This window comes from Paenilisteria newyorkensis (assembly GCF_000766145.1).
GTDB lineage: Bacteria > Bacillota > Bacilli > Lactobacillales > Listeriaceae > Listeria_A > Listeria_A newyorkensis.
In genome coordinates, this window is the sequence record NZ_JNFB01000020.1 from 1 (window position 1) to 12691 (window position 12691).

A 12691-nucleotide genomic window follows, 5' to 3' on the forward strand; every position below is an offset into this window, starting at 1 on the left:
AACCATTTACAAGCCGACAGGCTGTTATATGAAATTTTCAAAGAACAATTAAGAAGCTATAAACTTATTATACGAGGAGTGGTTGATATGGTCGAAGAATTACTAAAGAAGACGCTTGAAGAACTAAAGCGAGAAAACGCAGAAATGATCAAAGAAGCCTTGAAAAATACTTATGCTGGCAAGCCACTAGTACGCAAATAAGATAACCGAAAATAGGAGCACCAAATCAACTTTAACATTGATTTGGTGCTCCTATTTTTTTCTCGTGTGTGAGTAGCCATTCTTTGCGGGCAATACCACCGCCGTAGCCACTTAATGCGCCGTTACTGCCAATAACGCGGTGGCACGGAACGAGGATAGAGAGTTGATTAGCCCCATTTGCTCTGGCAACAGCGCGAAATGCTTTCGGATTCCCAATTTGGCTGGCTAGTTGCGCGTAGGAGATAGTAGAACCAATCGGGATTTTTTGTAGAGCTTGCCAAACGGTTTGTTGGAATGGAGATCCCCGATAGGCAATAGGTGTCTGAAAAACTTGGAGTGTGCCGCTAAAATAAGCATCTAGCTCACGCGTTAGTTGCTCGAAAATAGGGCTTTCTCCAGGAATCACAGCAGCGTGCCATTTTTTCCGTAAAACTTCGATTTCCGTTTCGAGCCCGCGCCGGTCAACAAATTCTAACAAAATTAGGGCATCGTCATTTGCAATGGCAATCATTGAGCCAAGCGGTGTCTCCATCCACTTGGAGGCAAACTTATTTAGCGATGTCGCTTTTTTAGGAATGGTGCCCATCGTTCTTGTAAAGGCGTCGCGGAAACCGTTGCCTGAATCATAGCCACCTTCTAGCTGTGCCTCGATGATTGGTGCGCCGTTGCGAATGTGGTCAAATGCGAAACCAAGCCGTCTCGCTCTGGCGTATTCAATGAACGTCATGCCGAACTGTTTTTTGAATTGACGTCTCGCGGTATTGGCGCTGATAGCTAGTTCATCGAAGTCCTTGTCACTCCATTTTCGTTCGGGATTTGCTTCGATCGCTTCGACGAGTAGTTTGACTTCTTTGGATAGTTTACTAGGATTGCTCAGCGGTTGGCATCGTTTGCATGGTCGATAGGAGGCCAGAAGTGCTTCCTGAGCTGTTTCGAAAAACTCGCAATTTTCCTTGTTTGGCTTTTTCGCGGGGCAGGTTGGGCGACAGAGTATCCCTGTTGTTTTCACGCCAACGTAGAAGACGCCTTCGTAATTGGAATCTTTTTTCACGAGCATGTCATAAAATTGGTCGACTTTGGCTTGTTCGGTGATCATGCATTTCGCCTCGTTTCGTTGATATATAGGTTCATTTTATCATCTCCAAACTATTTGATAAAGCTATTATAACGAAAGCTGGAAATTCTAATACCAAGAAAATTAACACCAATGTCGGATGCCACTAAAAATATTTAGTAAAATTAGTTGATAAAGTTTACTAAATAAATTATAATGAAGCCAAGAGAGTTATTTTGAATGTGGAGGTATTGGGATAATGGATGAATCAAAACTGAAAGCTGATTTTGCACGATTTTTTGACAGGACGGATGGTGCGTTGTTTTTTGCGCCGGGTCGTATTAATTTAATTGGGGAGCATACGGATTATAATGGTGGACATGTTTTTCCGTGTTCGATTACACTGGGAACGTATGCGGTGGCAGCAAAGCGGGAGGATTCGCTCGTTCGGCTGATATCGCTTAACTTTGAGGATTTAGGGATTATGTCGTTTGATTTGGCGGATTTGGATTATCGGAAGGCGGATAATTGGACGAACTATCCGAAGGGCATGATGAAGTATTTGAAAGAGGCGGGTCACGCGATTGACCGGGGAATGGATATTTTGTATTGGGGTAATATTCCAAATGGAGCTGGACTTTCTTCATCGGCTTCGATTGAGCTGCTGACAGGGGTTATTTTAGAGGACTTGTTTGGCTTAGAATTGGCGGAATTGGAGCTGATTTTGACGGGGAAACGGGTGGAAAATGAGTTTATTGGCGTGAATTCGGGGATTATGGATCAGTTTGCGATTGGGATGGGCCAGAAGGATATGGCGATTTTGCTGGATTGTAATACGCTGGAGTATGAGATGGTTCCGGTGAAGCTTGAGGGTTATAAGATTGTGATTATGAACACAAATAAGCGGCGTGAGTTGGCAGATTCGAAGTATAATGAGCGTCGTAGTCAATGTGAGCAGGCGTTGGCGGAATTGCAGGCGGAGCTTTCGGTAAATGCGCTGGGTGAGTTGGATATGGAAACGTTTGAAAAGTATCAACATTTGATTTCGAGTGAGACGCTTGTGAAGCGGGCGCGCCATGCTGTCAGTGAGAATCAGCGGACAATTTTAGCAACGAAAGCGCTTAAAGATGAAGATTTGGTGACGTTTGGTGAATTAATTAATCAATCTCACATGTCTTTACGTGACGATTATCATGTTACTGGTGTAGAATTAGATATGCTAGCAGAAACGGCTTGGAAGCAAGCAGGCGTTTTAGGAGCGCGGATGACGGGAGCTGGTTTTGGCGGATGTGCGATTGCAATCGTGGAAACAGCCAGAGTTGATGCGTTTATTCAGGAAGTTGGAACGGCCTACGAGCAAAAAATTGGCTATCCAGCAGCGTTTTATATTGCAAATATTAGTGATGGAGCAAAAGCCATCAAGGAGGAATAGGAAATGAGTATTTTAGTATTAGGTGGCGCAGGTTATGTCGGTTCGCACGCGGTGGATCAATTGGTAGACAAGGGTTACAAGGTTGTTGTAGTCGATAATTTACAAACGGGTCACGCGGAGTCTCTACACAAGGACGCTGTATTTTATGAAGGGGATATTCGTGATAAAGCTTTCATGCAAGATGTTTTCAAAAAGGAAACGATTGAGGGCGTGATTCATTTTGCGGCGAATTCTTTGGTGGGGGAATCGGTGGAAATGCCACTGGAATACTTTAATAATAACGTGTACGGGACGCAGGTTACGCTTGAGGTAATGGAAGAATTCGGCGTGAAAAATATCGTCTTTTCTTCATCGGCCGCGACGTATGGCGAACCGAAAGTGATTCCGATTACGGAAGATGCACCAACGAATCCAGAAAGTCCTTATGGCGAAACGAAACTGATGATGGAAAAAATTCTGAAGTGGTGCGATAAGGCGTATGATACGCGTTTTGTGGCGTTGCGTTATTTCAATGTGGCGGGTGCGAAGTTTGATGGAAGCATCGGTGAGGATCATAATCCAGAATCGCATTTGGTTCCTATTATTTTACAAACGGCGCTTGGTCAACGTTCGGAACTCTCGATCTTTGGTGACGATTATCCGACTGAGGATGGGACGTGTATTCGCGATTATGTCCACGTGGTCGATTTGATTGATGCGCATATTTTGGCATTGGAATATTTGAAGAATGGCGGCGAAAGTAATATTTTCAATTTGGGCAGTAGCCAAGGTTTTTCGGTGAAGGAGATGCTAGAGGCGGCTCGAAAAGTGACTGGCAAAGAGATTCCGGCGAAAATTGTGCCAAGACGTGCGGGTGATCCTAGTACGTTGATTGCTTCGAGTGATAAGGCGCAGGAAGTTTTGAAGTGGAATCCTCAGTTTACGGATGTTACTAAAATTATTGAGGATGCTTGGAATTGGCACTCTAAGAATCCGGATGGTTATGCTAACTAAAAACGATGGGGTGCAAAATAATGATAGTAGATCAGTTTATTGATATAGCGGTAAAAAGGGGCGAATTGGCGGAATCGGATCGAGTGTATGTGACGAACCGGTTGCTGGATTTGCTAGGCTGGTCGGAAAAGCGTGCGGTGGCAGTGGATGTCGCCGCGGATCGCTTGGCAATGCTAGATCAGTTGACGGAACTCGCGGTGGAATCTGGTGTGATTGGGGAGGCGCTTGCGGAGCGGGAAATTTGGCAGAGTAAGGTGATGGATTTGTTTGTTCCTCGACCATCGGAGTTGAATGCTGAATTTTGGGAATTATATAAACGGTCTCCTCGGGCGGCGACGGATTATTTTTATGAGATTAGTAAGGCGAGCGATTATATTAAGACGCGGAGTATTGCGAAGAATATTGAATATTTGGTGGAGACGGCGTATGGGAAGCTTGAGATGACGATTAATTTGTCGAAGCCAGAGAAGGACCCGAAACAGATTGCATTGGAGAAAACTGTGAAAACGGTTGCTTATCCGCTGTGCGCGCTTTGTGTGGAGAATGAAGGCTATGCAGGGCGTGTGGATTTTCCGGCGCGGACGAATCATCGGATTGTGGGATTGCAAGTTGGTGATGAGGCCTGGGGATTGCAGTATTCGCCGTATGCGTATTATGATGAGCATTGTATTTTTCTTTCGACGGAGCATCGGCCAATGGTGATTGAGCGGGAGACGTTTGCGCGGTTGGTTGCGATTACGGCGCAGTTTCCGGAATATTTTGTGGGATCGAATGCGGATTTGCCGATTGTTGGTGGTTCGATTTTGTCGCATGATCATTATCAGGGTGGCCGGCATACGTTTGCGATGGCGAAAGCGCCTGTACATAAGGATTTCCCGACTTATTCGTGGGGGGCTTTTCCGGGCGTGACGGTGGAAATTGTAAAATGGCCGATGTCGGTGATTCGGTTGCGTGCGGCGAGTGCGACGGATATTGTGGCGGCTGCGGACGAAATTTTGCAAAAATGGAAGGGTTATTCGGATGCATCGGTCGGGATTTTGGCGTATAGTAAAGAGGAGCGGCACAATACGGTGACGCCAATCGCCAGTCGTTGTGCGGTGGACGGTGAGTCGTTGTTTGAGTTGGCGCTGGTGTTGCGGAATAATCGGCGGACGGCGGAACATCCGGATGGGCTTTTTCATCCGCATCAGGCGTTGCATCATATCAAGAAGGAGAATATTGGCTTGATTGAGGTGATGGGGCTTGCGGTGTTGCCGCCGCGTTTGAAGCCGGAACTTGAGGAGGTTGCGCGTTATTTGTTGGATCAGCCGAACGCGATGGCGGATCATCACAAGGAATGGGCGGATCGATTGAAGCGTGACGGTGGCTTTGATGCGAGCTCGGTGACGGAATTTTTGCAGCAGGAGGTTGGGAAGGTATTTGAGCAAGTGTTGACGGATGCGGGTGTTTTCAAGGATACGGCGGACGGGATACGCGCGTTTGATCGGTTTATGAAATCAGTGATGGAGACGGAGGAAATAGAGAATGAAGCTAAGTGAGCGCAAGTTTGGGGAATTGGAAGGGCAAGTTGTGACGGAGTTTTGTTTGGAAAATGATCATGGTGTGCGGGTTCGGGCGCTGGATTATGGTGGGATTGTGACGGAGACGTGGGTGCCTGACGCAAAAGGTGATTTTGTGAATGTTTCGCTTGGTTTTGCGACGCTGGACGAGTACTTGGCGCATTCTCCATATTTTGGGGCGCTTGTTGGACGGGTTGCTGGGCGGATTGGTGACGCGCGTTTTGAGTTGGACGGGAAGACGTATCAACTGGAGAAAAATGAGGGCGAGAATATACTGCACGGTGGACCGGATAATTTTAGCAAGCGGATGTGGGATGCGGAGCGTTTGGAGACGGTGGATGAGATTGGTGTTGTTTTTTCGCTGACGAGTCTGGATGGGGACAATGGTTTTCCTGGAAACTTGGATGTGCGGGTGACGTATACGCTGAACAATGCGAATGAGTGGCGGATTAAATATGAAGCGAAATCGGACGCGGCGACGGTGTTTAATCCGACGAATCATGTGTATTTTAACTTGACGGGTGATGTGGAGAAGCTCGTTTTGGATCAAGAGTTGCAGATGAGGAGTAGTCGCTTTGTGGCGCTGGATGCTGCATCGATTCCGACGGGGGAATTGGTGGATGTGACGGGGACGGTGTTTGATTTTCGTGAACCGCGTGCGCTTCGTGATGGGGGGACGAGTGAACATCCGCAAAACGTGATTATCAAAAATGGTTATGATCACGCGTTTGTATTGGAACATGAAGCGGGTGAGCCTGATGCGCGTTTGGTGGATCCGGATAGTGGGCGTGTGGTGGAAATGCGCACGGACTGCGATTCTGTCGTTGTTTATACGGGAAATCAGTTATCTGGAAAATTTGCAATAGATGGTGTGGCGGTTCCGAAATATGCGGGCGTAACGATGGAAACGCAAGGGTTGCCAGACTCGATGAATCACGAAGGTTTTGGCTCGGCGGTGATTCAGAAGGACGAACTTTTCGAATCGGAAACGATATTTACTTTTAAGACATTATAGGCGTGGAGGCTAGGAATGTGATGTTCCCAGCCTTTTTATTGTAAAAAATAGACGTGATGTGAGATTCCTGATAAAATGAAGGGGATGCTTCATGGAATGTGGGCAAGAGGAGCGTGTTAGGAAATGGCAACGATTAAGGATATTGCGAAACAGGCGGGGGTTTCGATTGCTACGGTTTCGCGGGTGCTGAATTATGACGAAACGCTTTCTGTTGGTGATGATACGAAGAAACGTATTTTTGAGGCGGCGGAAAAGCTTTCTTATACGAAGCATAAACGGAAACAGCAAAAGAAAAACGCGAAAATTGCGATTGTGCACTGGTATTCGGAAAAAGAAGAATTGAATGATTTGTACTATTTATCGATTCGTGTCGGTGCAGAGCGCAAGGCGGAAGAAGAAGGCTACCAAGTGTTGCGTGTGTTTCAAGATATCCCAGAGCAGACGCTTGGAAATGTGGAAGGGATTATCGCAATTGGCAAGTTCAGTCAGGCACAAATCGTGGAGCTGACGAACTGGAATCCTAACATTTGTTTTGTGGATTTTGACCAATCGGTGCAGAAATACGATTCGGTCGTTGTGGATTTTCAGCAGGCCACGGTGTCGGTTCTGGATCATTTTATCAAAAATGGGCACCGGAATATCGGATTTATCGCGGGCGAGGAGCAGTTTAGTGATGACTCGGCGAATATTATTGATGCGAGATGGCTTGCTTTTCGGGATTATATGAAGCGAATGGGACTTTATGAAAAGAAATATTGTTTTTCGGGTAAGTTTTCCGTCAAAACAGGGTATGAGTTAATGGTGAAGGCAATCGCGGAGCTTGGCGAAGACTTACCAACGGCGTTTTTTGCAGCGAATGATTCGATTGCGATTGGGTGTTTACGGGCGCTTCAGGAGCAAGGAATCGCGGTGCCAGAACGGGTGAGTGTGATTGGGCTCAACGATGTAAGTGTGTCAAAATATGTTTTCCCACCGCTTAGTACGGTGAAAGTATATACAGAATTGATGGGCGAGACTGGCGTGGAACTTTTGCAAGAACGGTTGCTGGCTGGTCGGTCGATTACGAAAAAAGTAACGCTATCCACGGATTTGGTTATTCGGGAAAGTAGTTTGTGAAAAGGGGTAGAGATTATGCAGTGGAGAGATGAGTACGAGAAATGGTTGGCAAATGAGGCGCTGGAGGCTGGTTTGAAAGAGGCGTTGCATGCGGAGAAGGATGAGAAAGTGCTAGAGGACAGCTTTTATCGTAATATGGAATTTGGTACGGCGGGAATGCGTGGCGTGTTGGGTGCTGGGACGAACCGGATGAATATTTATACGATTCGCAAGGCGTCAGAAGGCTTGGCGCGTTATGTTGCGGAAAATGGGGAAGAGGCGAAGAAGCGTGGCGTTGTGATTGCGTATGATTGTCGCCATATGTCGACGGAATTCGCGTATGAATCGGCGCGCGTGCTTGGTTATCACGGAATTAAGAGTTATGTGTTTGAGACGCTGCGTCCGACGCCGGAATTGTCTTATGCTGTGCGTTTTTTGAATACGTTTAGTGGTATCGTGATTACGGCGAGCCACAACCCTGCGGAGTACAATGGTTACAAGGTTTACGGGGAAGACGGTGGTCAAATGCCGCCTCATGGTGCGGATGCGGTGACGCGTTACATTGATGCGATTGATGATATTTTTGCGGTTCAGGTTGCGGATAAGGACGCGCTTATTGCGGACGGGATGCTGGACGTGATCAGCGAGAAGGTCGATACGCCATACTTAGAAGATGTGAAAACCGTGATTGTGAACAATGATTTGGTTGAAAAACACGGCAAGGATTTGAAAATTGTTTTCACGCCGCTTCATGGGACTGGTGGAATGCTGGGCTTGAAGGCACTTGAGAGCGTCGGATTCACGAATGTGATTCAAGTTGCCGAGCAGTTTGAGCCGGATCCGAATTTTACGACGGTGAAATCGCCGAATCCTGAGAATCGGGAAGCGTTCGAGGTCGCGATTGGTTACGGTGAGAAATATGATGCGGATTTACTTGTGGGGACAGACCCGGACGCAGATCGTCTTGGCGTTGTGATTCGGACGAAATCGGGAAAATATGATGTGCTTAGCGGGAACCAAATCGGCGCGCTGATTTTACATTATTTACTGAAACAAAAGCAAGCGCAGAACGAGCTTCCAAAAAATGCAGCCGTACTAAAATCGATTGTTACATCGGACTTGGGAACGCTGATCGCGAAGCATTTTGATGTGGAAATGATCGAAGTTTTGACTGGATTCAAGTTTATCGCGGAGCAAATTCACAATTTCGAAACGACCGGCTCGCATACGTATGAGTTTGGTTACGAGGAAAGTAATGGTTTCATGGTGAAGCCGTTTACGCGTGATAAAGATGCGATTCAAGCCTTGCTCGCGATTTGTGAAGTGACGCTTGATAGTAAGCAAGCGGGAAAAACGTTAGCGGAAGATCTAGAAGAAATTTATGAGCAGTTTGGCTATTTTAAAGAGGATTTAGTTTCCTTGACGATGGGTGGTAAAGATGGCTCGGAGCAAATTAGCAACATTATGAAGTCGTTCCGTGAGTCGATGCCTGCCGAAATGGGCGGCGAGAAAATCGCGAAAGTTGAGGATTATCAGCTGAGCGAGCGTCACTATATCGAGAGTGATAAAAAAGAAGCGATTGATATGTCGAAATCGAACGTTATCAAATGTTTCTTGGAAGACGGTTCGTGGTTCTGCCTACGTCCATCTGGAACGGAGCCGAAAATCAAGTTTTATTTCAGTATTAAAGGCGAAACAGAGGCGGCGGCAACTGAGAAATTGGAACGCGTTCGTGAAGGCTTACTGAAAATCGTTGAAAAATAATGCATGAAAACATCGCCTGACCGGAAAAATTGGTTGGGCGATGTTTGCTATTATGGAGGATTAGGACATGATAACAGTACACGATATATATGAGAAAATGCTTGCGAGGCAAGGGATACAGCGGTGGTGGCCGGCGGATAGTGTTTTTGAAATGATGCTTGGCGCGATTCTGGTGCAAAACACGAATTGGCGCAATGTAGAGCAGGCGCTCGCTAATCTAGCCACGTTTATCGAGCCAGAGAAAATTCGGGATATGCCGCTCGAGGAGTTGGGGCAGCGTATCAGACCGAGTGGCTTTTACAATCAGAAGGCGCTGAAAATCAAGGCATTTGTAGCGTGGTTTGGTAGGTATCATTTTGATGTGGCGGAGGTCAAAAAGCAGCCGTTTGATGTGTTGCGCGCCGAATTAATTGGGATTAAGGGGATTGGGCCGGAGACCGCGGATTGCATGCTGGCGTACGCGTTCGATAAGCCAGTGGTGGTTGTGGACGCCTACACAAGACGGATTTTTGAGCGAGTTGGGTATGAGGTTCCTAAGAAGTATGATGATTTTCGGCAGATGTTAGAGCGGGGGTTGCCAAATGAGTTGGCGGTTGTGCAGACGTTCCACGGTTTGGTTTTGAATCATTGCAAAGAACATTGTTTGAAAAAGCCAATTTGCGAAGGTTGCCCGTTAGAATCGGACTGTTTAAAAATCGGTATTGCCTAATATGATTATTTGCATATTTAGTACAGTAACTTTCTTCGTCTGGTGAGCTCGGCGGTTACAAATTGTTCGTCTAGATAGGAAGATAGCTCCAAGCTGAATTTAATTTTGCGGACGCCGCTTTGTTTTCTATCGGTTTGGATGAAAAGGACGCCAAGTTCGAAAAATAAATGGCTTAGCTGGAACGTACTGTTTTGCTTCTGGCAGCAAGCGATGCCGAGATGCACGTACTCGATGGCGGTCAAATTTTCCGATTGCTGTGCATAGAACCGGGCGATATTTAAGTAGATTGATGGCATCCATTCTGACGGCTCGACTTGTTTATGTAAAAACAGGAGGCATTGATTGAGGTGTTTCAAAGCGTGAATTTCATCGTTCAATTCGGAATAGGCTAGCGTTAAGTAGCTGCTGATTAAGATATCATGCGTCGTCAAGGGATTGGAACGGCGACTGCTAAGCGAAAGTGCTTCTTCCAAAGCGGTGATAGCATTCTGAGGATTGGCTTTATAAAGCAGTTCGCACACACCTAAGAAAAAATAGTAATGCGTTGCTTGGGAATGTGTCTCAAACAAGGCGAATGTCTTTTTATGTAGACTGGGATACAGCGTTTCGAAATCATGCCGGAAAAAGAGCTCTTGTAGCTCTTTTTTTAATTGGATAAATGGGGAGTCGAGCTGGGATGAGGATAACAGGGAATCAACGGTGATGCCGAGTTTTTGGCAAATATTGTGGATAATCAGCACGCTAGGAATCTCCAAACCTTTTTCGACACGGCTCAGCAAGCTTTGGGAACAGATGCCTTCTGCGAGTTGTTTTTGCGTGAGTTCCAAGTTGGTCCGTAATTTTTTAATACATCTTCCGAGTTCTTTTGTCATCGCTCGTCACCTCATTGATCAATTTATGCGAATAGTCATTTGAAAGATAGCGCATTCTTCCTTAGTATAAGGGATAATGATGAAAATTCAAGCAGTATGCGTTTTTGAGAGGGGAAATGAGGGTGGAACGGTGGTTGCTTCTAGATCAGGAAAAATTGGAACCAGCGATAAATATGGCGATTGATGAGAAGTTGACGGATTGGCACCGGGCTGGGCAGATTCCGCCAGTTCTGCGCTTCTATGGTTGGGCGCCAGGGGGACTTTCGGTTGGTTATTTTCAGCGGACGCAGGGCAAGATTGATTATGAGGCTGTGCAAAAGCACGGTTTTGAGATGGTTCGCAGGCCTACGGGTGGCCAGGCGGTGTTGCATGATGGTGAGTTGACGTATAGTTTTGTTATTTCGGAGGAGCATGAAGCGATTCCAAAAACCATTAAAGCGGCGCATAAACTGATTTCCGAGGCGTTGTTGGTGGGATTGGCGAAGCTTGATATTGAGGCGAGCTTTGCAATACCAGAGGCGAAACAAACGGGAAGTGGGACGGCGATTTGTTTTGAAGAACCATCTTGGTATGAGATTACGATGCAGGATCGCAAAATTATTGGTAGCGCGCAAGGTCGGCATCAGGGGATTTTGCTGCAGCATGGATCGATTCCGCTACATATGAACGCGACTGAGCTGTTTGACCTTTTTGTATTTGAGAATGCGCGGGTGAAAGAGCGGATGTTGCGGGCTTTTGGCGGGAAAGCGTCGGGAATTCTGGATTTGATTGGTAGAGAGATACCGCTTGATGAGATGAAGAAGGCTTTCCAAGATGGGTTTGCACAGGTTTTTGATGTAGCTTTTGAGGAGCTTACTTTGTCAGATGCGCAGTGGGACGAGATTCATGCGTTGGCCGAGAACAAGTTCAGGCAGGAAAGTTATTTATTTTCACGTTGAAAGGGGTAATAAGATAGTGGAGAAAAAACAAGAGCATGTACGGAAGCCAGATTGGTTGAAAACGAAGATTAGCAACAGTGAAGGGTTTAAGGCGATTAAGAGTAATTTGCGGGAAAATCGGTTACATACGGTTTGTGAGGAGGCGAAATGCCCAAATATTCAAGAGTGTTTTGGTGACCGGAAAACGGCGACGTTCATGATTTTGGGTGATATTTGTACGCGGGCTTGTCGCTTTTGTGCGGTAACGACAGGTGCACCAACGCATTTGGATTTGGGGGAGCCAAAGCGTGTGGCAGATTCGGTGGCAGCGATGGGATTGCGTCATGTCGTGATCACCGCGGTGGCACGTGATGATTTGGCAGATGGTGGTTCGCAAGTATTTGCAAATACGGTGAACGCGATTCGATATCGGATGCCACAAACTACGGTTGAAGTTTTGCCATCGGATATGAAGGGTGATTATGAGAGTTTGAAAACATTGCTGGATGCGAAGCCGGATATTTTCAATCATAATATCGAGACGGTTCGGCGCTTGACACCAAGCATTCGGCATCGCGCGACATATGACCGGTCATTGGAGCTATTGCAACGTGTTCGTGACATGGAGCCGGACTTGCCAACGAAATCAAGCATTATGGTGGGACTTGGTGAGACACGCGAGGAAATATTAGAAACGATGGATGATTTGTTGGCGCACGGTGTAGAGATTTTGACGATTGGCCAGTATTTGCAGCCATCTAAAAAACATTTTCCCGTGGTGCGTTATTATGATCCGCGCGAGTTCCGTGAATTGAAACGGGTAGCTCGAAAAAAAGGGTTTATTCATTGTGAATCTGGGCCAATGGTTCGCTCAAGTTATCATGCGGATGAGCAGGTGAATGCGGCGGCAAAAAGAAGGCGAGAGCAAGCAGAGTCATAATATGTATCAAAAAACCATCGTCTCTGTTTAGTGAGCGCGATGGTTTTTTGATGAAAAATAGTCTTATTTAACAGTTACTGCTACACGTTGAATTACTTTATATTGCGCATCGACATAGACAATTTCTGCTACGTCCGTTT

General features: G+C 46.4%; 12 protein-coding genes. 10 read left to right on the forward strand and 2 right to left on the reverse strand.

What is annotated here, in order from left to right:
- Positions 1-201, forward strand: a 201-nt coding sequence (locus EP58_RS17615; protein ID WP_036092769.1) for a hypothetical protein, incomplete at its 5' end; no start/stop codon positions are given.
- 31 nt (positions 202-232) lie between these two features.
- Here the strand turns inward: EP58_RS17615 and EP58_RS09220 are convergent.
- On the reverse strand, positions 233-1297 hold the full coding sequence (locus EP58_RS09220) for a bifunctional transcriptional activator/DNA repair enzyme AdaA (protein WP_036092772.1): 1065 nt from the start codon (positions 1295-1297) through the stop codon (positions 233-235).
- Between the two features lie 217 nt (positions 1298-1514).
- Here EP58_RS09220 and EP58_RS09225 point away from each other — a divergent pair, with 217 nt between their 5' ends.
- The 7 genes from EP58_RS09225 (at position 1515) to EP58_RS09255 (ending at position 9822) form a co-directional block, all read left to right on the forward strand.
- Positions 1515-2687, forward strand: coding sequence for a galactokinase (locus tag EP58_RS09225; RefSeq protein WP_036092774.1), 1173 nt, complete (start codon positions 1515-1517; stop codon positions 2685-2687).
- Positions 2688-2690: 3 nt separating this feature from the next.
- Positions 2691-3680 (forward strand): UDP-glucose 4-epimerase GalE, encoded by a 990-nt coding sequence (gene galE / locus EP58_RS09230; protein WP_036092776.1) that lies wholly within the window; start codon positions 2691-2693, stop codon positions 3678-3680.
- 20 nt (positions 3681-3700) lie between these two features.
- Complete coding sequence (galT, locus tag EP58_RS09235; RefSeq protein WP_201740734.1) at positions 3701-5218, forward strand: UDP-glucose--hexose-1-phosphate uridylyltransferase; 1518 nt, start codon at positions 3701-3703, stop codon at positions 5216-5218.
- Complete coding sequence (locus EP58_RS09240; RefSeq protein ID WP_036092779.1) at positions 5205-6254, forward strand: aldose epimerase family protein; 1050 nt, start codon at positions 5205-5207, stop codon at positions 6252-6254. The genes galT and EP58_RS09240 overlap by 14 nt, the downstream gene beginning before the upstream one ends.
- Before the next feature lie 123 nt (positions 6255-6377).
- Positions 6378-7370: a LacI family DNA-binding transcriptional regulator gene (locus EP58_RS09245; RefSeq protein WP_036092781.1), complete on the forward strand. Its 993-nt coding sequence runs from the start codon at positions 6378-6380 to the stop codon at positions 7368-7370.
- Positions 7371-7385: 15 nt separating this feature from the next.
- Positions 7386-9113 (forward strand): phospho-sugar mutase, encoded by a 1728-nt coding sequence (locus EP58_RS09250; RefSeq protein ID WP_036092783.1) that lies wholly within the window; start codon positions 7386-7388, stop codon positions 9111-9113.
- Positions 9114-9180: 67 nt separating this feature from the next.
- The gene (locus EP58_RS09255) at positions 9181-9822 is read left to right on the forward strand and encodes an endonuclease III domain-containing protein (RefSeq protein WP_036092786.1); all 642 of its coding nucleotides are present in this window, start codon (positions 9181-9183) and stop codon (positions 9820-9822) included.
- Positions 9823-9839: 17 nt separating this feature from the next.
- Here EP58_RS09255 and EP58_RS09260 read toward each other — a convergent pair whose 3' ends face one another.
- Positions 9840-10694: a helix-turn-helix transcriptional regulator gene (locus EP58_RS09260; RefSeq protein ID WP_036092787.1), complete on the reverse strand. Its 855-nt coding sequence runs from the start codon at positions 10692-10694 to the stop codon at positions 9840-9842.
- 116 nt (positions 10695-10810) lie between these two features.
- On the opposite strand from EP58_RS09260, the gene EP58_RS09265 reads away from it, so the two are divergent.
- Positions 10811-11632 carry a lipoate--protein ligase family protein gene (locus tag EP58_RS09265; protein WP_036092790.1) on the forward strand — a complete coding sequence of 274 codons (822 nt, stop codon included), beginning with the start codon at positions 10811-10813 and terminating at the stop codon, positions 11630-11632.
- A gap of 16 nt (positions 11633-11648) precedes the next feature.
- The gene (gene lipA, locus EP58_RS09270; protein WP_036092793.1) at positions 11649-12551 is read left to right on the forward strand and encodes a lipoyl synthase; all 903 of its coding nucleotides are present in this window, start codon (positions 11649-11651) and stop codon (positions 12549-12551) included.
- Positions 12552-12691 lie beyond the last annotated feature (140 nt).

Excerpts from the sequence above, each read along its gene's own strand:
- EP58_RS09250 (WP_036092783.1), top strand. The coding sequence starts at position 7,386 with ATGCAGTGGAGAGATGAGTACGAGAAATGGTTGGCAAATGAGGCGCTG.
- EP58_RS09260 (WP_036092787.1), bottom strand. The coding sequence starts at position 10,694 with ATGACAAAAGAACTCGGAAGATGTATTAAAAAATTACGGACCAACTTG.
- EP58_RS09245 (WP_036092781.1), top strand. The coding sequence starts at position 6,378 with ATGGCAACGATTAAGGATATTGCGAAACAGGCGGGGGTTTCGATTGCT.
- galT (WP_201740734.1), top strand. The coding sequence starts at position 3,701 with ATGATAGTAGATCAGTTTATTGATATAGCGGTAAAAAGGGGCGAATTG.
- EP58_RS09255 (WP_036092786.1), top strand. The coding sequence starts at position 9,181 with ATGATAACAGTACACGATATATATGAGAAAATGCTTGCGAGGCAAGGG.
- EP58_RS09265 (WP_036092790.1), top strand. The coding sequence starts at position 10,811 with ATGAGGGTGGAACGGTGGTTGCTTCTAGATCAGGAAAAATTGGAACCA.
- EP58_RS09225 (WP_036092774.1), top strand. The coding sequence starts at position 1,515 with ATGGATGAATCAAAACTGAAAGCTGATTTTGCACGATTTTTTGACAGG.
- galE (WP_036092776.1), top strand. The coding sequence starts at position 2,691 with ATGAGTATTTTAGTATTAGGTGGCGCAGGTTATGTCGGTTCGCACGCG.
- EP58_RS09240 (WP_036092779.1), top strand. The coding sequence starts at position 5,205 with ATGAAGCTAAGTGAGCGCAAGTTTGGGGAATTGGAAGGGCAAGTTGTG.
- EP58_RS09220 (WP_036092772.1), bottom strand. The coding sequence starts at position 1,297 with ATGATCACCGAACAAGCCAAAGTCGACCAATTTTATGACATGCTCGTG.